Origin of the sequence: Psychrobacter sp. Sarcosine-02u-2 (assembly GCF_002836335.1) — a bacterium.
Taxonomy (GTDB): Bacteria; Pseudomonadota; Gammaproteobacteria; order Pseudomonadales; family Moraxellaceae; genus Psychrobacter; species Psychrobacter faecalis.
This window is the reverse complement of record NZ_PJBX01000166.1, coordinates 1-23,851: the sequence shown is the minus strand read 5'-3', so window position 1 is coordinate 23,851 and position 23,851 is coordinate 1. Positions and strand designations below refer to the sequence as shown.

Below are 23,851 nucleotides of genomic sequence, written 5' to 3'. Positions count from 1 at the left end.
AAGAGAAAGGGTTACTCAGAGGGCAATCCATCAGAAATACGACAAAAATACAATGGATGTCATCAAAAGATAGACTATAAAATCACATGCAATATTAACATATTTGCCATCTGGCAATCTAAAAATGCGCTGACAGAAGCGTTTGTATTTAACAATCATTCGTATCAGTTTTATTAAACCAATACGTATGAAAAAACCGCGAGTCAGCAACCAACCCGCAGTTTAGATAAAAAACTAAATCATTAAGCTAAAATGGTTTCAACTCCGCCCATGAACGGACGCAATACTTCAGGAATGGTGATACTACCATCAGCATTTTGATGATTTTCCATCACTGCCAATAACGTACGACCGACTGCCAAACCTGAACCATTTAGCGTATGCGCTAGGCTGGTTTGCTTGCCATCTTTAACGCGCGTGCCCATACGGCGAGCTTGGAAGTCGCCACAGTTTGAGCAGCTTGAGATTTCACGATAAGTATCTTGGCTTGGCAACCACACTTCGATGTCATAAGTTTTTTGAGCGGCAAAGCCCATATCGCCAGTACATAGTTTGACCACACGGTACGGCAGATTCAACTGCTGCAAAATGTACTCAGCTTGTGCCGTCATCGCCTCAAGTAAGTCATCTGATTGCTCAGCGGTAGCGATATTGACCATCTCAACTTTTTCAAACTGATGCTGACGGATTAGACCACGGGTATCGCGACCATGCGAGCCCGCTTCACTACGGAAACATGGCGTATGGGCGGTAAATTTTAACGGCAGCTCTTTGATATCCAAACGCTCACCGCGCACCAAGTTGGTCATGGGCACTTCGGCCGTTGGAATCAGATAAAAATCTGTACCTTCGTTATTGGTATGATTGGTCAATTTAAACAAATCATCTTCAAACTTCGGCAATTGACCCGTACCTTTTAAACTCTCAGCGTTCACAATATAAGGCACGTAGGTTTCAGTATAGCCGTACTTGATGGTATGGGTATTGAGCATAAACTGAATCAAGGCACGATGCAGTTGCGCAAGCTGACCTTTTAAGACGTTAAAACGGCTACCAGTCAGCTTTGCAGCGGCTTCGAAATCAAGCATACCTAGCGTCTCACCGATATGAGTATGGTCTTGAATCTCAAAATCAAACGCGCGCGGCGTTCCCCATTTGCGCACTTCGACGTTATCATCTTCTGATGTCCCGACTGGCACATCGGCGGCTGGGATATTTGGGACTTGCATGGCCGCTTGGCTAATACGCTCTTGCAAGGTACGCAGCTCATCTTCAGCTGTCTTAATCTCACCGCTGACACTTTGCATCTCAGCCAACAGTTCGCTGGCATCTGCGCCCGATTTTTTTAGCGCACCCACTTGCTTAGCACCGGCATTACGACGCGATTGCAGCTCTTCGGTTTTGACTTGCAAAGACTTACGTTCGTTTTCGATACTTTGCCAAAACGCCATATCAAGCGCATAACCACGCGTGGCCAGCTGCTGTTGTAAATCCGTTAAATCACCGCGTAAGAGTTTTGGGTCAATCATAATAGTTGCCTGTAGCGCCAAAAGTGAGTAAGAAATAAAAAGGGAAAATAGTAGCCAAGTATAGTGCTTAGATATCACTAGCCATAAATGAGATAAAACAAAGAATAGCGCGCAAAGCCTTATAAAACCACTATAAAGCTTTGCCATAAGGCCACGTCAATCTGAATAATAAATAATAGTCACTATCATACCAATACCGAGCAGATTTGACCATGTTTTGGCTATATTTTGCCACAGTCTAGCACTTTCTTTGCACAAGCTTTATGGGTTAAATAACAAATAATAAAAGTCACATCATGCTCTTATACATCAAGTTCTCTCATTGACCTTAGTATAAATAAGGATGCTATCTGAAAAATAACCGAGCTATTGGTCGACAGACCCGCTTATATGTTTCATTTAAGAGCAGTTTTCGGTAAGATAAGCGCATATCTTTATTCTACTTTCCGCCAAGCATCGCTAAGTATGGCATCGCAGCCTCGCTTTGGCGCTTTTCATCCCACGCTTTTAAAATACGTATCTGAGAAACCTTTATGGCCCTGTACCCCTACACGCTTCAACCTGTCGCCTTAAACCTAACCGAGGCCGAATTTCATCAAGCCCAATATGAGCTATTTGCCAGTGCCAGCCCGTCGTTTGGTCTGTCGAGTATTAAGATGAAAGAGTGGATTATTATGGCAGTCGTCGTCATATTAGCCATCGCGGGCTTGGTTTTTTTAACTGGTTATTCGACCATTATCTTTTGGCTTATGCTAGCGGCGGTGGTCATTTATCTATTGGTACGTACCCTTGGCTTTAAATGGTATGTCAAAAAAGAGTTTGAAAAACAAGTTGCTGACCAAGAAATGCCTGATGAGATGCGTCAGATGAAATTGGGCGTGCAAAAGCATGGTTTAGTCATGGCAATGCCAGTCAATCAGCCTGACATGTTTAATAGCAATCAGATGCGCGGTATGCAGATGCGTGCTGGTAGCACTCAGCAAGCGGTTATTCCTTGGAGCGCCGTCAAAAGCTGGGATGAAACCGATGACTACATCTTCATGATGTTTGAGCTAAAAGGTCAACAGGGCAGCCAAATCATTCCTAAGCGTTTACAAGCGCAAAAATTCCCAATCGATACCGTACGTCAGCACCTACAAGAAGTCATTGCCGTTAAAGGCTTAAACCCTGAAAACTTACAGCCACCTGCAAAACTATAAAAGTGACTTTTAAATTAAGAAGTGGCTTTTAGAGTGCTGTGGTTAGTCGTTTTTTATAATTCAGCATTAAACTTGTATAGGTGTTGGCTTTATAAAATAGTATGAATAGCGTGGATATTGTGACTTTATAATTCTATCAAATCAATCACAGACTTAGATTAATTGAATTTAACTTATCATAGTATCTTTGCTATTATAATAAGCATAAACAGACAAGGTATAGATACCTAAAAACCTGTAGAAGATATATAACGAGCATAGCAATGCAGGATATGACTTGCTACACTCTTAGACTTCTACATTTGCCTTAGATGATTAAGTCTAAGTTTATAAAAATAACCAATCTCTTAAATCAACACTCAAACTATAAGGATAATATTATGAGTAATACTAATAATGCAACCAACCAAATCGGTCTAGAAAAAGCAGATATGAGCGAAGTGATTGATAAGTTAAACGACTTATTATCAAGCTATCATATGTTTTATATCAACGTACGTGGTTATCACTGGAACGTAAAAGGTGAGCATTTCTTCACCTTGCACCCACAGTTCGAAGAGCTATATACCAATTTGCAAGTAGAAATTGATGAAATCGCTGAGCGTATCTTAACCTTGGGTGGCACGCCACTGCATGCTTATAGCGACTTTAGTCAACATACCAACATTCAAGAAGATAAAAACGTTAAAGACGGTAATGCTTGTGTGCAAGGTGTGGTGACTGGCCTACAAGCGCTGATTGAAGAGCAACGCGAAGTGTCAGCATTGGCAGAACGAGCTGAAGACCAAGGTACAGCCGATTTAGTTGATGAGTATGTACAACAACAAGAAAAGCTGGTTTGGATGTATAACGCTTTTTTGGCTAAATAACGGCTAAACAGATAAATACATAAAACCATTTATCACTCAATTCGTTTATTAACTGAATAGATAGTAAGTAAGGAAAAAGCACCTAATTTAGGTGCTTTTTTTGTGTTCGCTTTGCTAAAAATCGATAAACGTTAAGCTCTTTCAATAGCTGAACCTATTCTACTTCTGAATCCACTGGCGTATTTTTTCACGCTCTGCTGGCGTTGCTTGTAACCAAAGTTGCATAAACTGATCTAAAGTACTGGTAGAGGCAGCAGCGCTTGTCGTTTGCTGAACTGTGGTCACAGCACCTGTATTGACAGTGCTGGCAGTAGGTTGACCTAACGCAGCAATGGCACGTTGGTTTTGTAGCTCAGCATCATTTGCGCCGCCAAATACACCACCCAATGTTTTACCCAAACCTGATAGCAAACCACCTTGGCTGCCTTCCAAAGCTTGCTGACTGGCAACTACCGTATTATTCTGTTGCACCGCTAGGGTTGGACGCTTGGCATACTCTCTTGCTGCTTCATATTTTTCTGGCTGATTTGGCATAACGAGACGATAGGTCTGATTATCTTTTAATTCTGCCGTCACACTCACATTACCCGAGCGCAAATAATCGTGCTCATCACGGCGCAAGTTATATAAACGATCATATTTAGCGGTAATCGCATGCTGACCAGGCTCTAAGGTAAACGACTTCGTCAGCGGCTGAAACGGGCTTTGCTGGATTTCTTGCCCATTGATAGCGGTCACTTTGATATGGTCATCAACAAGCAAGGTCACTGCCGCGTGCGATAACATCGATACTGAGCCTGCAGCAATTAATAAGGAGCCAACAGTCAGTTTTTTTAGCAAAGAAGCGTTTGGTTTCATAAGTTATTCCAAGGATAGTAAAGTAGCGGTATAAAGGGCGTGTCTATGAACATTAAAAACTAATTATTAAAAGCTAAAGGTCAAAAAACGAAAGGTTAAAAGTCGAGCGGCATGGTATGTTGATCTTGATTAGCGACCTCATTGTCACCTTGCGTTTCTTGGGCGATATCAGCAAGCTCGGCGGCGAGCGTCTGCTCATCAATCGTGCGCAGCGCATCGCTAATGACCGCTTTGGATATATTACTACGACCAAGGTTAGAAAACATCGGCTGAATGTAATTTAGGACGTCCATCATAGCGCCGATACGATGCGGCCCTTCGGTGAGTAAATGATTGATAATACGCTCATCAAACTGCCAACCGCGGCGGCGTAAGATAGATTGTAGCAAAGCTTGACGGTCTGCCAAATCATGACCGGTTGGCACTTTAAAGCTTGGTGACTGCGCCAAACGGGTGAGGAGATCTGTTAACTGAAACGGTAATTCGGTCGCAGGTTTGTTGGAGGCAAAAATCAGCTGCCGTTGTCCTTCTCGGCTACGATTAATTAGGTGAAATAAGGCTTCTTGCCATTGGCTGCTTTGCTCAAGCACTTCTAAATCATCAATCGCAATCAAGGAAAAATTTTCTAAAGAAGATAGAACATTGACATCGGTATGAATCAGCTCATTTAATGACAGACAAATCGCGGATTTGTCCATCTCGATAAACGACTCACAGATGGCGGATAATAAGTGCGACTTGCCCGTCTCTGGGCTGCCAAATAGGTACAGCTGACCTATCAGGCCGACATGTAGCTGCCGCACTGCATCGATAATAGACATCCAACCTGGACCGGCAAAGTCGCTGAGACTCGCATCATGCTTAATGTCCAGATTGAGACTTAGCTGTGCTTCTGCCATGAATCATCAACTCGGTTTGCGTAGCGCAATCACTAAAAAGGCTAAACGACTAATATTCTGTAAACTGGCTTTGCTAACTTTCACATTTAGCAAAGCCAACCTAATAACGGTAAATACCGTTAATACTGCGCCTATATATAACATATTTGCAAAATGACTGACAAGTCTTTTACCCATTAAGCCCAATCTATCATTATTCATAGAATGTCTGGGCGATTTATTTTTCTTCGAATAACGCCAATTGTTTACGGCCTTTATAAAAGTCAGTCGATTGATAATAGGCGTATAAATGACGGAATAAGACATTAAGCACAGCGGACACCGGTAGCGCAATCAGCATACCGACGAAACCTAATAAGCTTGCCCCTGCCAATACGGCAAAAATAACCCATAACGGCGATAAACCGATTTTGTCGCCCAACAATAACGGTTGTAAAATATAACCCTCTGCCGCTTGTCCGACCAAAAACGCGCCAACCACTAAGGCTAGATAAGTCCAGTCTAAACCAAATTGGAATAAAGAGGCGATAATCGCGGCGATAAAGCCGATACCAAAGCCTAAATACGGTACGAAGCTTGCGATACCAGCCACCATACCAATAATCAAACCAAGCTCAAGCCCAATAAGCTGGAGCTGTACAGCATAAATGACGCCTAATAATACCATGACCAATAATTGACCTTTAATAAATGCCATCAAGGCTTGATCGCATTCTTTAGCAATGGCAACCACCTTTTTGCAATAAGGCGCTGGAATTGCCATTTTCCAAGTATGCAGACGCTGATCCCAATTAAATAGGAAATAAAAGGTTAAAATCGGCACCAGTACAATCAAGCCAGTATTATTAATAAAATTCATACTAGAGACCAAAATTTGGCTCATCATGCTGCTGGCATCAGCGAATTTATAATTGGTCTGCATATAATCAACCAAAGTATCAGAAAAGCCTTTGGCTTCGAGTTCTGGCAGACGAATACGGCTGTTATTGATAAACCACTCACGTACAACTTGGTTATACCAATTTAATACTTTGGGTAGATATTCCCACGCCGCTTGCAGTTGATGCCATAAAGTCGGTATTAACCACCAAAGCAGCAGCACCATACCAAGCGTAATCGTCGAATAAACGATGATAATGGCTATCCAACGCTTGATATATTTTGATAAACGCTTAACCAGTGGATTAAATAAATAAGCCAGTACAAAAGCCACGACAAACGGCACGATAACCGGCATCATCAAATACAATAAGAATACCGCTATAACAATCGCAACGACGATAAATAAGCGCCGAAAAAAGGGATCTATTGGTTGGTTTATCATTAAGGGTAACCCTACGATTAAGTCTATGTAAAATTCTGGCGTCTAATGGTTTGTTCACTGAAATATGTCTTCAGCGGCTTTATATTTGTCATGGTCATTAGCAGCGTCATCGTCGTAGGTTTTGCCAACGACTTTGGCGTTCTATTATCGCAGAGTCGAACAAAAAATCAGTCATTTTTTGTTTCTTAATTTTTTATTGTACCTAAGACAGCTTTATTAGCTCTCTTCTGCAAATATCCGCCAAATATTGGTAAGTTGCTTTGCGGCTAAGGGTCATTTTTGGGTATAATGCGCGCACTATCTGCAAAATTAACACGACCGATCCGCTTTTCTACTGACCGACCTTCATTCCTTATAAAATTTGTGAGATGACCATGAGTAACAAGCCTTCTTTAAGCTACAAAGATGCTGGCGTCGATATTGATGCCGGCGATGCGTTGGTGCAACGTATTAAATCAGTGGCAAAAGCCACCTCTCGTCCTGAGGTTGTGGGCGGACTTGGCGGTTTTGGGGCGCTTTGTCGTATTCCGACTGGTTACACCTCACCGTTGTTGGTTTCGGGTACGGACGGTGTCGGTACCAAGCTTAAATTGGCCTTGCAATTAAACCGTCATGACACCATCGGTATCGACTTGGTGGCTATGTGCGTCAATGATTTATTGGTTTGCGGTGCTGAGCCATTATTTTTCTTAGATTATTATGCAACGGGCAAGCTTGATGTCGATGTCGCGGCAACTGTTGTCACGGGCATTGGCGAAGGCTGTAAATTATCAAATTGCGCGCTCATTGGCGGCGAAACCGCTGAGATGCCGGGCATGTATCAAGATGATGATTATGACCTAGCCGGTTTCTGTGTCGGCGTAGTCGAAGAAGCGGAAGTTATCACCGGTGAAAACGTCAGCGAGGGCGATGTATTGATTGCCCTTGCTTCAAGCGGCGCGCATTCTAATGGCTACTCATTGGTACGTAAAGTCATCGAAGTCAGCGGCGTTGATGTCACGACAAGCGATGAGCAATTAGATGGTCAGCCTATTCAGGATGCACTGATGGCGCCGACACGTATTTATGTTAAAGCCATTAAAGCCTTGCAAGATACCCTTGGTAGCTCAGCCTTACATGCGATGTCACATATCACCGGCGGGGGCTTAACCGATAACCTGCCGCGTGTACTACCAGATAATTTAGCCGCTAGCATTGATACGAGCAGCTGGCAGTTCTCAGAGCTATTTACGTGGCTACAAACCCAAGGCAATATCGAGCAAAGTGAGATGTACCGCACCTTTAACTGCGGCGTCGGTTTTGTCATCGTTGTACCTAAAGACAAAGCAGAAGCGGCTATCAAGACCTTAAATGATGCAGGCGAAAACGCTTGGAAATTGGGTGAAATGGTTAGCCGTGAAGCGGACGCCGTGGTGTACCGTTAATGCCAGACGACAATTTAAAAAGCATGGCAAAGCAATCCGCTAAACCGTTACGCGTCGCTGTTTTGGTATCTGGTAGTGGTAGCAACCTGCAAGTATTGATTAATGCCATGCAAGCTGGCGCGCTACCGATTGAGATTGTTGGCGTCATCAGTAACCGTGAAGACGCTTATGCCATCACACGCGCTAATGACGCTGCGATTCCAGTTGCCGTCTTATCTCACGTTGCGAGCGGCAAACGTATGGGGATCAAAACTTTTGAAACCCATGCCAGCGCACAGCTAAGCGCTTGGCAGCCTGATGTGATTGTGCTTGCAGGATTTATGCGCGTATTAAGCGCCTCATTTATCGATAATGCGCCTGCGCCAATGATTAACCTGCACCCTGCTTTGCTGCCTGCTTATAAGGGCCTAGATACCCATCAGCGCGCGATACAAGCGGGCGAACGCCATCATGGCTGTAGTATTCATGTGGTCACCGCCGAGCTTGATGCCGGTGCGGTGTTGACCCAAGCGCTGCTTGAAGTTGATTACAAAGACACTGCGGATAGCCTGCAAGCACGCGTACAAAAAGGTGAGCATCAACTCTTACCGTGGACCCTATTACTGATTGCTAAAGGTATTATTGACTTAGATAATCCACCTAATGATACTAAATCATCTTATCTACCGGCTTTACCGCTAAAGCTATGGTTAGATGTTTAAGCTTTTCTAATAAACTAAAAAGCAGAATCCATAACGGGTTCTGCTTTTTTATGCTTAAGTCAAAGATAATATATAGTGAGTGAAAAGTAATATCGATACATCACGCACTGCTGATATCAATTTTTCTTGCTTGCTGTGCGTGCGTAGACAGAGGCTACAAAAAATTGATATCAGTCATACCGTCGCGTTTTTAAGATATTTTGACTGTATAGCAAAAAAATACCTCGTTACTTAATAACGAGGCATTTCAAATGATAAATTAAAGCAGTTCAATCATTAAGCAGGCTTTTTATCAACCACATGTACTGCTTTAATATTGACAAATTCTTTGATACCAAAGCCACCATGTTCACGGCCATAGCCTGAATCCTTCACGCCACCAAATGGCAGACCTGGATTGACCAAATTATAGCCATTGATGTAAACCATCCCCGTATCGAAATGCTGCTGGGCTAAATTAATCGCTTTCTCTTCGTCTTTTGAAAAGATAGCACCGCCGAGACCATAGCGACTGTCATTGGCAATACGGAAGGCATCGTTTTGGTCTTTGGCACGGATAAGCGCGGCAACGGGACCAAATAACTCATCTTTATAAGCTGGTTGATCAGGTTTGATGTTTTCCAAAATCGTTGGTGGATAAAACGCGCCCGGCTTATCAGGTACTTCGCCGCCAATCGTAATGGTCGCACCTTTATCCACGCTTTCTTGCACTTGCTTGTGCAAAGTATCGCGTTGTTTGCTACTCGACATCGGACCTACGTCAGTCGACTCTTCCATTGGATCGCCAACTTTATAGCTGTTGAATTTTTCGATCACCAAATCTCGGAATTTATCATATACGCTATCGACGACGACAAAACGTTTGGCTGCAATACAAGTTTCGCCATTATTGTATAAACGTGCATGGGCGCAAGTTGCTGCTGCTAAGTCTAAGTCGGCATCCTCTAACACAATAAAGGCATCATTCGAGCCAAGTTCCATAACCGTCTTTTTCAGTACTTTGGCCGCTTGCTGCGCCACTACTCGGCCAGCGACATCACTACCCGTTAAGGTAACACCGCGTACTTTCTCGTGCTCGATCACTTTTTCAGATTGATCATGATTAATAATTAAGGCACGAAACAAGCCTTCTGGTAAATCAGATTCTTGCATGATTTTTTCAATCAATTGACCTGAGCCAGTCACATTGGAGGCATGCTTAAGCAGGATACTGTTACCAGCCATTAAATTAGCAATAGTATAGCGAAATACTTGGTAAGCCGGGAAGTTCCATGGCTGGATACCATAAATAATACCAATAGGGTCATAGCTGATCAGGCCTTTTTTAATGCCTTCGATATCGCGTTCGTCGTCAGCTAAAGCAGCAACGCCTTCACCCGCGGTAAAATCGCAAATCGCTTTACATAAATCTACTTCAGCTAAGCTTGCCTCTAAGGTCTTACCACGCTCTTCAGTCATTAGCTTCGCAAGCTCGTCCTTATACTTCATTAGCGTCTCGCCAATCGAGTTAATGACTTTGGCGCGCTCATCGGCACCAACCAAACGCCATTTTGAAAACGCTTCGTGCGAGGCATCGATGATTTTGTTCACTTCATCATCGCTCATATAAGTGTAATTTTTAATGTCTTTACCTGTTGCTGGATTCACAGTGGTAATATCTGCCATGATAATTGTCCTTATTTATTTGCTTATTTTGTAATGGATACTTGATAAACGAGCCATGATGACTAAGAAATACTCTATCGTTAAGTGTGTCGATATTATCGAATTACTTAACAATGCTCGCTTTAGTTGTCTTTTTTCTTAATGTCCATTTAGCATAACAAAATGCACCAGCGGTAGTTTTACAAGTTATGAAGAAGTGTACTTAAGATGTTAATAATGTGACACCCTTATAAAGACTGGCTTTATTTAAAAAAACTAAATTTAGAGAATCTTTTGAGTTAAGGAGCTTTTAAATTAAAAAAGGTTGATCTAAAAAATAGAGGCAATAAAAAAACCAGCGCATCTATCATGGGCTGGTTTTTTAAAAGTTGTGCTAAAACAAATGGTTAATGACCGGAATCTCTGGTGGCGGATTCTCTTCTTCGGCGACTACTTGCCGTGCTACATGCATAATCAGCTGACGTAACCAACGATGCGCTGGATGGTGCTGTAATAATGGCGACCATGCCATCGTCAGCTCAAACTCAGGGATAAAGAATGGTGGCTCTTCCATAATGATACTGTCATTATTGGCCTGCATTCTCGCCACCCGCGTCGGCAAGGTCGCAATCAAGTCTTTATTGGCGGCAAGCATCGCTGGCATTTGATAGTGACGGGTAAAGACGCTGATTTGGCGTTTTTGACCTAGGCGTTGCAATGCCTGATCGATAGAACCGAGCCCACCTGATTTTTCTGGATTGACCCCAAAGCCAACGCCCATACCTGTTTTGGACACCCAAACATGCTGCGCTTTGAGATAATTTTTTAAATTAAAACGATTGGCATATGGCCCTTCAGCGGATAACAAACAGCTAAATGTATCGCGCCAAACCAATACTTGGTGGAAACTTTGCGGAATCTCATTAAAACGGTTAATCGCTAAATCTACGCGACCTTGCTCCATATCACGGTAGGAAACATCAGAGGGCGTCAAGAAGTCCAAAATCACATTGGGCGCTTCAGAGCGTAGTGCTTTGACCAGTTTTGGCACCAAAGTCGCCTCAGCATAATCTGAGGTCATGATACGAAAAACGCGCGAGGTACTATAAGGGCGAAACTCGGTACGCGGCTCAAGCACTTGCGTCAAATCTGCTAATATCTCACGAATACGTGGCTGCAGCTCAAGCGCGCGCTCAGTCGGCGTCATACCTTCCGATGAGCGCACCAATAACGGGTCATTAAACAACTTACGTAGGCGCCGCAAAATATTACTCATCGCCGGCTGGGTAATGCCGAGCTGCTCAGCTGCACGTGTGACGTTTTTTTCACGTAGTAGTACATCTAAATGTACCAACAAATTCAAATCAACCCGCTGCAAATTCATATCTATTTCTCTTTACCGTAGAATAAATGCCACCATAAGCTTAAAAAAGCGCGGCATCTTCCGTTCTATTATTTTACAAAATTGTTTTGCGACTGCTTAAATCAAGCGTTTTTCTATCTAAATAATTTTAATATACGCTTATTATACCCCAGTTTACCCTGCTCAAGCCATTGTTATATCTATACTATAACCAAATGAAATACCCAAGATAATAATCATAAACTAGATAAATCAGGGTAACCTAGCTATAGTGCTTAGCAAGCGCTGATAAGTCATTTTCAAATCTTATGCCATCAGCACGGCTTTTAACGAATCAATGATGCCTGCTATTTTATCGCATTTTTATACTAAAAGATGGTCAGAAAGCTTATTGCGTAAGCTTTATTATGCAAGCCGTTTTTTATAAATTTGGCGTTTTGCTCGCGGCAGTTTTTAGGCTTGAATTGATGCTATATACGCTTTAGGCTAATAAGTGGTTTAACTGGCAAGCACATCTTAACTAAAACAGCGTCAATTAAATCTAAAAAATAAAAGCTGACCAATAAGACAGGTTTTATTTGCTTTTATAATCATTTTCTTATAGTTTAGTAAAGATTGCTCAGGCAAAAGGTTTATATCCCGAACTTTACTTTTGCCAATGTATTTCTTTTCAAGAAACATTATTTTACCAGCAACACTTATCTGCATATTTTACTTAAGTAATTTACATCCCCTTTAATCCCCACCCCACCAAGGAGACTATAGATGTCAACTGCATATAAATCAGCGATTGATCTAGTACGTGAACTAAAGCAAAAGCACGGTAACTGGCAGAATATCAGCGAGACTGATGCCGCACGTATGATGATGCAAAACCGTTTCAAAACTGGTTTAGATATCGCCAAGTATACTGCAAAAATCATGCGTCAAGACATGGAAGATTATGACAATGATACGTCTCAGTACACGCAATCTCTAGGTGCATGGCATGGTTTTGTTGCTCAGCAAACTATGTACGCTAAGAAAAAATACTTTGGCACTACCGCTAAAACGTACATCTACCTATCAGGTTGGATGGTTGCTGCTCTGCGTTCTGAGTTTGGTCCTCTACCTGACCAATCTATGCACGAAAAAACGTCTGTGCCTAAACTAATCGAAGAAATCTACACCTTCTTACGTCAAGCTGATGCTAAAGTGTTAAACGACTACTTCCGTGAGCTAAACGCTGCAGAAGAAGCGGGTCAAGACACTTCAGCTATCCTAGAAAAAATCGAAAACTTCGATTCACACGTTGTGCCAATCATTGCTGATATCGATGCCGGTTTCGGTAACGAAGAAGCGACTTACTTGCTAACTAAGCAAATGATTGAAGCCGGTGCTTGTGCTATCCAAGTTGAAAACCAAGTGTCTGACGCAAAACAGTGTGGTCACCAAGCGGGTAAAGTAACCGTACCGCATGAAGACTACATCGCAAAAATCAATGCGATTCGTTATGCATTCCTAGAATTGGGCGTTGAAGACGGTATTATCGTTGCTCGTACTGATAGTGAGGGCGCATCACTCACGCAAAAAATCCCAGTATCAAATGAGCCAGGCGACCTTGCTTCTCAATATATCGACTTCCTAGAAATGGAAGAAGTGACCATCGAAGAAGCTAATGAAAATGACAGCCTTCTTAAGCACAACGGCAAATTGGTTCGTCCTAAGCGTCTAGCTAACGGTCTATATCAGTTCCGTGAAGAAACCAACATCGACCGCGTCGTACTTGACTGTGTCACTGCTCTAGAAAACGGTGCTGATCTACTATGGATCGAAACACCTACTCCAGACGTAGAACACATCAAAATGATGGTTGACCGTATTAAAGAAGAGCAGCCAAAAGCGAAGCTTGTATACAACAACAGCCCATCGTTCAACTGGACGCTAAACTTCCGTAAGCAAGTTATCGCTCAGTGGGAAGAAGAAGGCAAAGACGTATCAAGCTACAACAAAGACAACTTGATGAGTGCTGATTACGACGGTACTGAGCTTGATGAAGCTGCTGACATCGCTGCGAAGAACTTCCAACGTGACGCATCACGCGAAGCGGGTGTCTTCCATCACCTAATCACGCTACCTACTTACCACACCACTGCACTTAGCGTTCATGAACTTGCTAAAGGCTACTTCGGTGAAGAAGGTATGCTTGCTTATGCAGCTGGCGTCCAACGTAAAGAAATCCGTGAAGGCATCGCTTGTGTTAAACACCAAGCAATGGCGGGTTCTGACCTTGGCGATGATCACAAAGAAATCTTCTCTGGTGAAAACGCCCTTAAAGCTGGTGGTGGCAAAAACACCATGAACCAGTTCTAATAATCGCTCACTTATAGTTATATTTTATAAGTACCCGTTATAAAAAAGCCGTCCTACTTAGTAGGGCGGTTTTTTTTGGCTTTAAATAATTTCCCTGTATAAAACGATAGCGTTATTAAATAGCCATTTTTAGCACATTTAGATGTCTATCGATTGAACTGGGAACACGCCCTAGTATCCGCTAATCAGCCAAAGTAAAACTTTTACTTGTCATTGTTCGATAGCTTTCATACGATGGTAATTATTTAACAGGTATTACTAACCATTCATAACTATAATCGGGAGCCATCATGCAAGAGATAGAGCTGAAGTTTCTAGTACCAGAATCGCGCCTAAAAGGTTTGATGCGCCAAGCGAATATTAAATCCTCACAGCTTACGCAGCTGGCCGCGCATTATTATGACACTCCCGATCAGCAGCTCGCTAAGGCGGGTATTGGCTTACGTATTCGTCAGGAAGGCGATGCGTGGGTGCAGACCATCAAAGCGGGTGGCGACGGTATTGCAGCGCGTTTAGAGCACAATGCGGTACTAGATACCCAACAAGTCCAAGCCATGTTGGACACCAATACGCTCATGCCTGATTTGAGCATTTATCAAGACACTTCCATCGCCCCTGCTCTAGAACCATTTAAATTAACGAAACTGGCTAAAACGCTCACCCGCTTATATGTCACCGATGTCGAGCGTATAACGCGATTGCTCACAGATAATAGCGACAAGGACAGCAGCAATCAGATTGAAATGGCATACGACTGCGGAGCGATTATCCACGGTAGAGATGATACTCAGCGCGATAGTATTCAAGAAATCGAGTTTGAGCTGATATCAGGCGATGTAGATTTTTTATTTACGACTGCCAAAACCTGGTGTCAGCGCCATAAACTCTGCTTGTCTACAGTGACCAAAGCCGAGCGCGGTGGCTTATTAATTACGGGGCAACAACATAGCCGAGCGGTTAGCGCCAATCTTAGCGATCTAACTGTTGATAAAGATAGCAGCAGGCCGGCATTTATACGGGCAGTCGTACATAATTGCCTATTGCAAATACTACCCAATAGTAGCGCCATCGTCGCAGGCAGTACGGACAATGAGCATATTTTACAATTGTATAACGGCATTCGGCGCTTACGTACCGCGCTTAAGCTATTTAAAGGCTTCTCCGATGAGCTCAATCCTGACTGGGTGATTATTCTTAAACAAACAGCGACTTTACTGGCTGATTATCGCAAGCTTGCTTATCTTGCCAGTCATATCGAGCCCTACTTACAAGCGCATGAGGCACCAAGCGTTGATTGGTCGGCAGAAATTGAAGCGGCGAAAATCACTCCTATCGATGCGGTACGTGCCAATAATTTACAACTGACGTTGCTTGAGCTAATAGCCTTTACCATGAGTAACCCCAACCTTGAACCACAGGCGAATAAACGCGCCGCTCATAAGCTTAGAAAAACATTGGACAAACGTTATAAAAAATTGTTGAAAGCTGAGAGTAAGCTCCATGAAGCTAGGAATGCTAACGCGGATAGCAAAGATTTAACTGGTGTCAATTTGGAGAGCGTGAGTTCAGAAAGTATTAACTTAGAAGGCGTTAAATCAAAAGGCGTTAATTTAGAAAGTAGAGAGCCGCAAAGTCTGCAGACGAAGGATATAGATTTGCCAGCCAAGGACGAAAAACAAGCCCAGTATAAACTGTACCGACAGCTTGAAAAATTGCGCTACGTTAGTGAATTTGCAGCGCCCTTAATCAACAATGAAAATCTCAAAAATAAAAAGCTCAACAGTAAAAAGTCTAAAAAGAAAAGTAAGCGCTTCCTAAAACATCTCGTAAAAGTACAGCAAGCGCTTAGGCAACAACTTGATACCACTTATTATCAGCAGTGCTATCAACATAAAGCGAGCACAGACTCGAATGCCTTGTACGGCGCAGGCTGGTTGAATGCTTCTTTAATAGATACACAGAAAAAGTCTAAAAAACGCTTAGCTAAGCTTAAATCTGCGGATAAGTTCTGGTAATAAAAACTAAAACTGGCTTTTTGACCCTGTATCTTACTTATAATTAACTTAACCTTTACATAATTCAAAAAAAGACAGCGACCATCAGGTACGTTGTCTTTTTTTATGCGTAATGTTTTTAAGCATGATGTTTTTTAAGCGTAGTGTTTTCTAAGCATAGTGTTTTCGAGTAAATATCAACGAGCAATAATGGTCACAGTTGTGCCCTCGGTCACTTGTTCAAATAACTCCAAAATATCCTCATTGCGCATCCGTATACAGCCGTGAGAGAGCGGCTCGCCCATTGGTTCGCTGTCTGGTGTGCCATGAATATAAATATAACGCTGATAAGTATCGCAGCCGCCGTGAACATTACTGCCTTTATTCAACCCCTCTTCAAGACCGCGTAACCATAAAATACGGCTTAATATCCAATCGCGCTCTGGATACAGTTTACCAAGCTCTGCACTATAGACCTTGCCTGTCGGTTTGCGTCCCACAAATACCGCGTTCATGGGTTCATTGCCGCCGATTTTTGCCGCGATAATGTGCTTACCAAGGGGTGTGCAGCCGCTATCTTGCTGGCTGCCAATACCGTTTTTAGCGGTCGATACCGTATATTGAGTCATTCCTTTATCGTATTTATATAGCGTTAACGTTTGCTGAGCAATGTTAATAACCAGTCGCACATCAGAATTTTCGTTAAACTCTTCGGTAAAGCTTTCGTTATTTGTCATAAGATTTTCCAGCGCTCATAAATCTACAGCGGTTATTATCAACTGCGTTGAGAGTAAATAGTGAGCGAAATGTTTGCGTTTTTCTATTATTAAGGGATTGTATCAAGGCTTTTGGCACCGTAATATAGGGGCACACTTTTTGATGCTAGCAGATTATGACGACTATTTCACCGACACGTGTGTCGATGTATGATTTTCTCTATCAAGATACCAAGCCGATGGTGTCATTATTGGCAGACGTGGCTAAGCTGTCATTACCGCAAGCGCGTTTGGCGATGGATGCCAGTTTGCAAGCGATTATCAGCGCCTTACTTGCTTATCAGCAGCATAATGATGGCCAAGCAGTGAGTAAAAAACTGTTTACTCGTACCGCCGTCAAAGAACTAAGACGATATAATTCAATGAATTTTTCGACCATCAATGCGACTTTATATTATCGCCAAGAGGTGGCCGATGCGATTTTTCATGAGAATGCGCGCGTGATCAAAGCCAGTGATTACATTGCAGAGCGCATTGAGGCGACGTCACCGCAAGTGCAAATACTACTCACCTCTTTATGCGTGATTGTCTTACGTGAACTGGCGATTTTAGCAGAATATAGCCAGCTTGATAATGAGGAGCTGGACAAATGGTTCGCCTTGCAGCCGCAGTTTTTATCCGTCGAGCGCTTTGTGGCCAATAAACCAGCGTTAGAATCTACCAAGCGGGCTGAACCTAATGAGAATGAAAAAACAACCACTTCTACAGAAACTGCTTTACAGTCAGACTTAAAAGTAGATGTAGAGACAGAAGTAAGAAACACCACAGAACGTACTTTATTGAGCACAGCGCAGCTCGCTGATACTCCGCCCGCTTTTGACCCTTATTGGCACGAGTTGACGACGTTTAAAACTGAAAACCATGAGCTTGTCCAAGACATGCAACTAGCGACGGGCAATTATTTAAAGGTCATTGGGCGCTCACCTGCCAATGCTCAACAAGGTAAATACAATGACTTATTGGTGTTTGCCGAAATGTCAGCCATAAGCTTGCCGCACCAGCGTTGGCTGTTGCAACTGGCGAAAATTTCAGAAATATATTTGCAGCGCAACCGCCTAAGAATTACCTCCGAGCCTGCCAGCGCACCAAAACCACCTTTGGTAAGCTTAGGTCTAATTGGTGGCAATAACGACAATACGCCGACCACCACCAGTGAAAAGCCGATTGAATACGACGCGCCTATACCGCTCTGGAAAAATCCCGTTATCCTAATCATTATTGCGGTTATTGGCGTACTTGGCGGGCTAGCAGCGCTCAAATATCAAAGCCAAAAATCTGACGGTATCAAATTGGCCACAGAAGAAGTCATCGAGCAAGATCTTATCAAGGAGCGCCAACAGCAAGATGTGGCGATTGTTATGGTAGACGATGATGAAGATGGCGCTGAAGAACCAAAAGCGTCTCAATAAGAATAATTCATAGATAAATTTTGAAGTAGACGAAAATAGTTGAACAACCCTTAAAAAACCAAAAAAAAGGCGCTAACTTATTAGCGCCTTTTTTTATTCATACTTTATTTAGAACAATCTAAAAAAATATGCTTACTTCGATAAATCACGACCACGGCTGGCTTCAATCGCCAAACGTAGACCATTTAAACGGATAAAACCTTCAGCATCTTTTTGATCATAAGCACCGGCATCATCTTCAAAAGTGGCGATTTTTTCATCAAACAGTGAATCGTCTGACTTACGGCCGACGACGCTAACCGCGCCTTTGTATAATTTGACGCGTACGGTACCGTTGACATATTCTTGTGATTTGTCAATCAAGGCTTGTAGCATCATGCGCTCAGGGCTAAACCAATAGCCGTTATAGATAATTTTAGCGTAACGTGGCATCAGCTCATCTTTTAAATGCGCCGCTTCACGGTCAAGGGTTAATGATTCGATACCGCGGTGGGCTTTTAACATAATGGTACCGGCTGGGGTTTCATAGCAGCCGCGTGATTTCATACCGACATAACGGTTTTCGACGATATCCAAGCGTCCGATGCCATGCTTGCCGCCAATCTCGTTCAGCTTAATCATTACTTCATAAGGTTTAAGCGCTTCGCCATCAATCGCAACGATATCACCTTGTTTGTATTCTAATTCTAGATATTGCGCTTCGTCAGGTGCTTCTTCTGGACTGACTGACCAGCGCCACATATCGTCTTCTGCTTCGGCGTATGGGTCTTCTAAGATGCCGCCTTCATAAGAGATATGCAGTAAGTTGGCATCCATTGAGTACGGAGATTTTTTCTTATTGCCGGCATAATCGATAGCGATATTATGTTCTTCGGCATATTTCATCAAGCTTTCACGGCTTGATAAATCCCACTCACGCCACGGCGCAATGGTGACCACGTCAGGTGATAAAGCAACGGCACCAAGCTCAAAACGTACTTGGTCATTGCCTTTACCAGTCGCACCATGACTGATAGCATCAGCGTTATGCTCTTTAGCAATTTCAACCAAACGCTTGGCAATCAAAGGACGCGCGATAGAAGTCCCGAGCAGATACTCGCCTTCGTAAATGGCATTGGCGCGGAACATCGGGAACACATAATCGCGGGCAAACTCTTCACGTAAGTCTTCGATATGGATATGCTTGATACCCATCGCTTCAGCTTTGGCACGCGCCGGCTCAACTTCTTCACCTTGACCGATGTCAGCGGTGAACGTAATCACTTCTGCATCATAGGTTTCTTGTAGCCATCTGGCGATGATTGAGGTGTCAAGACCGCCGGAATAGGCCAAGACGATTTTATTAATATTTTTTGGATCAAGCTGAGCCATGAATAACTCCTAATATAAGAATTTATTATCGAATACATTTAATGAGAAATAAAAATGCGCAGGATAGGATGAAATAAATAAAAAATAGATTGCCTGCTCAGTGTACATCATATTTACGAGCGGCAAAAGTATCAGCGCCATTCGGTGCTAGGTTTTCACCGAAAATTAGCATGAATGCATACATAGGCGCTGGTTACTTATCAACGAAATCATAACGCTTTTATGTACAGATATTTCGCCGCATATTTAGTCAAGTAGGCAAATCTGTTATGATAGCAGCTCAGCTAGACTCCCTTTTACTGCCGTATAAAGATATAGAGCGCGATGATACTATGACCGATTCGATTAGAGAATTAACCCTGCTGCAGCCAGATGATTGGCATATTCATTTGCGCGACGATAAAGCGTTGGCGACTACCGTTCCGCACGCCGCCCAAAGCTTTAACCGCGTTATCTGTATGCCAAACTTGGTACCGCCTGTTAAAAATATCGATGCGGCGCAAGCCTACCGTGAGCGCATCCTGCAGCATTTAGCAGCAAGCGATTTGAGTGCGGAGCGTAAAGCAGCTTTTGACCCACGCATGACCTTGTATCTTACTGATAACACCACCGCTCAGGATATCGAAATGGCGGCAAAATCAGGTATCGTGCAAGCGGTCAAGCTCTACCCAGCTGGCGCAACGACCAACTCTGCCGACGGTGTCACCGATATTAATGCCTGCGTCGATGTCTTTGAAGCCTTAGAAAAATACAATCTACCACTACTGCTCCATGGCGAAGTCACGCATGACCATGTCGATATTTTTGACCGTGAAAAGCGCTTTTTAGACGAAGTGTTGGCACAAATCATCGTCAAATTTCCGACGATGAAAATTGTGCTAGAGCATATAACCACCAGTGATGCCGCCGACTTTGTCTTAGAACAAGGCAATCAAATTGCTGCGACCATTACGCCGCAGCACTTAATGTTTAATCGCAATCATTTATTGGTTGGCGGTATCAAGCCGCACTTTTACTGCCTGCCTATTTTAAAACGTGAAAGCCATCAAAAAGTATTGTTGGATGTCGCTACCAGTGGCAATCCAAAATTCTTTTTAGGCACAGATTCGGCGCCGCATGCAACAAACGCAAAAGAATCGGCTTGCGGCTGTGCTGGCTGCTATAGTGCTGCTAATGCCTTACCGCTATACGCCACTGCTTTTGATAGTGTGGGTAAAATCGATAAGCTTGAAGGATTTGCCAGCCGCTTTGGCGCCCAGTTCTATGGTTTGCCAGCAAATGAGAGTACCATCACGTTGATAAACACGCCGATGCAAGTACCGACCAATTACCCTTATTTTGATGGCGCGTCATTAAAGCCGCTGTTGGCGGGAGAGACGTTACCTTGGTCTATTAAAGCTTAACAGCAGTGACATAACGCTATTTGCCTGCATTTATTTCATATCCTATGCTAGGTCTGCACTTTTGCTAAAACGCCAATTCGCTTAGCAAAAGTAAACCTCGTATCATAGGATATTTATTGTTTATTTCATTCAATACCACAGCACGACTGATAAAAGCGATTTAACCTGATATGACCATTCAAAATGATGCCGGCTTACCTAGAAACAATTTGGCTAATACGGAAAATGCCTGTCTTACTACTACCTCAAGCGCTACTGCCGATAGTAACGGCGCAACAGATGAACAAGCACCCATGCGCTTAAAAGAGCGTTTTCGTAAGTTTTTGCCTGTTGTCGTCGATGTCGAAACCGCAGGCTTTAATGCGCAAACCGACGCCTTATTAGAGATTGCTTGTATTCCTGTACTACTTGATGAGCAGGGTGTATTTTATCCAGGAGAGGCATTTAACGCCCATATCGAGCCTTTTGAGGGCGCAAATCTTGAGCCAAGCGCGCTTGCCTTTACCGGTATCGATCCTAATAATCCACTGCGTAAAGCCATTGCCGAAGATGAAAAAACGGCGCTGCGCCGTATTTTTAAAGGCTTAAAAGAAGTACGCCGCGCTGAAGACTGCCGTCAATGCGTTTTGATTGGCCATAATGCCCATTTTGACTTAGCGTTTTTAAATGCGGCAGTGTTGCGTACCAACAGCAAAAACCATAATCCGTTTCACAACTTCTCAGTTTTCGATACCGTGACGCTGTCTGCGCTTGCATTCGGACAAACGGTACTCGCGCGTGCTTGTAAGGCTGCTGGGCTTGATTTTGATGGTAATGACGCGCATTCAGCGCTCTATGATACCCAAAAGACGGCTGAACTGTTTTGTCATATTTTAAATAGCTACCCGATGCTCGCGAACGCTATCCATAACGAGCAGAACAATACCGAGACAGCCGCTAACAGCACTGTCGATAGCAACGCTGACGACGCCAAGTAAAATAAAGCATACGCCCTTTGCATTGTTAAACTCAATGAATAGTGTTATCTATAGCTAATCACCTATTATGGATTAGGTGAGCTTAACAAAAAGGGACTTTGCTATGGAACCACAGGTTAAATTATGGGCAACCATTATCGGTTACATGCTACTGGCGTTAACCATTAGCGCTTGTACGTCGTTGTGGATTCGGCATCATTTAAAGCGAAAAGACCTACATCCACGGCGCGCGCTTAAAAAAAGATACTTAATTTCAAAAAGACGTCGAAAAAGGCTTGACAGCAAGCGCAGTCGCCATTAAAATACGCACCACTTCGGCATAAATGGTGAAAGCAGCTGAAGCGTTGTTACTAGTCCCCATCGTCTAGAGGCCTAGGACACCGCCCTTTCACGGCGGTAACGGGGGTTCGAATCCCCCTGGGGACGCCACTATTTGGCGTCACTTATTAGCAAACTTGCTGTACAGCATCAATAAGACTAATAAGCGCACCAGCAAAACCCTGCTCATAGAAATATGAGTGGGGTTTTTTTATACCTATTTGTTTTTCACGAATATCTATAGTAAGTGAAAATTAATATTGATATCAGCAGTACCGTAGCGTTTTTAGAATATTTTGACTATATCTGTCTTTCATCAATATTTATAAATACTCATAAATAAAGTGAGCATGATTTACATTATTCTCTCGCAGCAAAAAGCCAGCACTGAATGCTGGCTTTTTAAATATCTATGCGCTAATTATTTACAACAATTTACCAAATCTTATCGGCTAACATCAACCAAAGCAGCGCCAATACGATTAAGCCCGCTAAGACGCTTTGAATTAAGAAAAACGCTTGATGCTGACCGACGACTTTACCTAAGGTCACCCCTAGCGTACTGTATTTTATCGGCTGGGTATCAAGCTCACCAGTCTTTTCTTGGTCTTCATAATAACCTTGCAGAATATCTAAAAATTGCTGCCAGCCATTAACTTCCCAAGTATGGGGCTTAAATGGCATAAAAGATTTTAGCTTTGGCTCATTCATCATCCAGCGCTCAAGAGTGATCGAGCGTAGCGACCAACCCGCAAAACGGCGCTCAGCAATCGCCGAAAAATCCAATATTTTTAAATCTTTATGTCGATCATCGACCAACAAGCGATTTTTCAGATTGGTCAACGCTTGTTCTGACCCTTCTACACATTGGAAAAAGTAGCCATTGCCGTAGCAAAGGATACCGGTAATGTTATCGGCTTGATTACGCTCAATCGCGACCTCTGCGATGTCATTAAGCGTACTCGCACTTGCAAGACCAGTCGACGTAATGTGGCTCAGATATACAAGCTGGCAGAGATCTGGCGTTACTGGATTTGTCGAATCATTCACTGTTGACAATCAGCTTCTCCCTATTATCAGGTAAATGTAGCTAAGACAACCATACTCATTTTAGAAAAAATAGAGCAACAAGGCATTTAGAAGTAACAAATTGGCTTGTTATATTATTGATTTATAAATGTTTATATTAATTGTATTAAGTTGGTTACATCATAGGCTAATTTCGTCATCAAAGCAATATATGTTTATTTTAAATGACTACTTATTAATACTAAACGTTGCTTTAATGAGATTTATATTCAACATATAGCATAAATAAATGCTTTTTTATTCAACAGTCGGTCTAAAATCTTAGAAAAATAAAGATGAAAAATGGATGCTATGAGAAGAGTCATCTCAATTTAGAACTTGAGAATAGAAAATTTATAGTGAAATACTTAGC

18 protein-coding genes and 1 tRNA gene are annotated in these 23,851 nt (G+C 42.9%); 10 read left to right on the top strand and 9 right to left on the bottom strand.

Features of this window, described 5'->3' with window-relative positions; translation table 11 throughout:
- Window positions 1-242: 242 nt before the first annotated feature.
- Complete coding sequence (gene serS, locus CXF58_RS08900; protein ID WP_102077251.1) at window positions 243-1,529, bottom strand: serine--tRNA ligase; 1,287 nt, start codon at window positions 1,527-1,529, stop codon at window positions 243-245.
- A 533-nt stretch (window positions 1,530-2,062) separates the two neighbouring features.
- Between serS and CXF58_RS08895 the strand changes: the two genes are divergently transcribed.
- Complete coding sequence (locus CXF58_RS08895; protein WP_068407072.1) at window positions 2,063-2,728, top strand: YcxB family protein; 666 nt, start codon at window positions 2,063-2,065, stop codon at window positions 2,726-2,728.
- Window positions 2,729-3,108: 380 nt separating this feature from the next.
- Window positions 3,109-3,597, top strand: coding sequence for a Dps family protein (locus CXF58_RS08890; protein WP_102077250.1), 489 nt, complete (start codon window positions 3,109-3,111; stop codon window positions 3,595-3,597).
- Window positions 3,598-3,756: 159 nt separating this feature from the next.
- On the opposite strand, the gene CXF58_RS08885 is transcribed toward CXF58_RS08890, so the two are convergent.
- The 3 genes from CXF58_RS08885 to CXF58_RS08875 form a co-directional block, all read right to left on the bottom strand.
- Window positions 3,757-4,455, bottom strand: a complete 699-nt coding sequence (locus CXF58_RS08885) for a DUF2057 family protein (protein ID WP_102077249.1) — start codon at window positions 4,453-4,455, stop codon at window positions 3,757-3,759.
- 95 nt (window positions 4,456-4,550) lie between these two features.
- Entirely contained in the window at window positions 4,551-5,354 is an 804-nt protein-coding gene (gene hda, locus CXF58_RS08880) for a DnaA regulatory inactivator Hda (protein ID WP_068407080.1), read from the bottom strand.
- 217 nt (window positions 5,355-5,571) lie between these two features.
- Window positions 5,572-6,678: an AI-2E family transporter gene (locus CXF58_RS08875; protein WP_102077248.1), complete on the bottom strand. Its 1,107-nt coding sequence runs from the start codon at window positions 6,676-6,678 to the stop codon at window positions 5,572-5,574.
- A 374-nt stretch (window positions 6,679-7,052) separates the two neighbouring features.
- Between CXF58_RS08875 and purM the strand changes: the two genes are divergently transcribed.
- Both purM and purN read left to right on the top strand, forming a co-directional pair.
- Window positions 7,053-8,102: a phosphoribosylformylglycinamidine cyclo-ligase gene (purM, locus tag CXF58_RS08870; protein WP_102077247.1), complete on the top strand. Its 1,050-nt coding sequence runs from the start codon at window positions 7,053-7,055 to the stop codon at window positions 8,100-8,102.
- Window positions 8,102-8,803 (top strand): phosphoribosylglycinamide formyltransferase, encoded by a 702-nt coding sequence (gene purN, locus CXF58_RS08865; RefSeq protein ID WP_228706581.1) that lies wholly within the window; start codon window positions 8,102-8,104, stop codon window positions 8,801-8,803. Before purM ends, purN begins: the two co-directional genes overlap by 1 nt.
- 276 nt (window positions 8,804-9,079) lie before the next feature.
- Here the strand turns inward: purN and CXF58_RS08860 are convergent, their stop codons facing one another.
- Complete coding sequence (locus tag CXF58_RS08860) at window positions 9,080-10,468, bottom strand: NAD-dependent succinate-semialdehyde dehydrogenase (RefSeq protein ID WP_102077246.1); 1,389 nt, start codon at window positions 10,466-10,468, stop codon at window positions 9,080-9,082.
- Between the two features lie 373 nt (window positions 10,469-10,841).
- Window positions 10,842-11,831, bottom strand: coding sequence for a LysR family transcriptional regulator (locus CXF58_RS08855; protein ID WP_068407091.1), 990 nt, complete (start codon window positions 11,829-11,831; stop codon window positions 10,842-10,844).
- Window positions 11,832-12,575: 744 nt separating this feature from the next.
- Here CXF58_RS08855 and CXF58_RS08850 point away from each other — a divergent pair.
- Window positions 12,576-14,162, top strand: coding sequence for an isocitrate lyase (locus CXF58_RS08850; protein WP_102077245.1), 1,587 nt, complete (start codon window positions 12,576-12,578; stop codon window positions 14,160-14,162).
- 290 nt (window positions 14,163-14,452) lie between these two features.
- A complete protein-coding gene (locus CXF58_RS08845) occupies window positions 14,453-16,177 on the top strand; it encodes a CYTH and CHAD domain-containing protein (protein ID WP_102077244.1) in 1,725 nt (574 codons plus the stop codon).
- A 176-nt stretch (window positions 16,178-16,353) separates the two neighbouring features.
- On the opposite strand, the gene CXF58_RS08840 is transcribed toward CXF58_RS08845, so the two are convergent.
- A complete protein-coding gene (locus CXF58_RS08840) occupies window positions 16,354-16,893 on the bottom strand; it encodes a L,D-transpeptidase (protein ID WP_102077243.1) in 540 nt (179 codons plus the stop codon).
- 155 nt (window positions 16,894-17,048) lie between these two features.
- On the opposite strand from CXF58_RS08840, the gene CXF58_RS08835 reads away from it, so the two are divergent.
- On the top strand, window positions 17,049-18,341 hold the full coding sequence (locus CXF58_RS08835; RefSeq protein ID WP_102077242.1) for a hypothetical protein: 1,293 nt from the start codon (window positions 17,049-17,051) through the stop codon (window positions 18,339-18,341).
- Window positions 18,342-18,473: 132 nt separating this feature from the next.
- Here the strand turns inward: CXF58_RS08835 and CXF58_RS08830 are convergent, their stop codons facing one another.
- Window positions 18,474-19,712, bottom strand: coding sequence for an argininosuccinate synthase (locus CXF58_RS08830; RefSeq protein ID WP_068407105.1), 1,239 nt, complete (start codon window positions 19,710-19,712; stop codon window positions 18,474-18,476).
- Between the two features lie 332 nt (window positions 19,713-20,044).
- Between CXF58_RS08830 and pyrC the strand changes: the two genes are divergently transcribed.
- The 3 genes from pyrC (at window position 20,045) to CXF58_RS08815 (ending at window position 22,521) form a co-directional block, all read left to right on the top strand.
- Window positions 20,045-21,115, top strand: coding sequence for a dihydroorotase (gene pyrC, locus CXF58_RS08825; RefSeq protein WP_102077270.1), 1,071 nt, complete (start codon window positions 20,045-20,047; stop codon window positions 21,113-21,115).
- A gap of 293 nt (window positions 21,116-21,408) precedes the next feature.
- Entirely contained in the window at window positions 21,409-22,092 is a 684-nt protein-coding gene (gene rnt / locus CXF58_RS08820; protein WP_228706582.1) for a ribonuclease T, read from the top strand.
- A 353-nt stretch (window positions 22,093-22,445) separates the two neighbouring features.
- Window positions 22,446-22,521, top strand: a tRNA-Glu gene (locus CXF58_RS08815).
- 324 nt (window positions 22,522-22,845) lie between these two features.
- Here CXF58_RS08815 and CXF58_RS08810 read toward each other — a convergent pair.
- Window positions 22,846-23,460, bottom strand: a complete 615-nt coding sequence (locus CXF58_RS08810) for a BLUF domain-containing protein (protein WP_227671156.1) — start codon at window positions 23,458-23,460, stop codon at window positions 22,846-22,848.
- Between the last annotated feature and the right edge of the window lie 391 nt (window positions 23,461-23,851).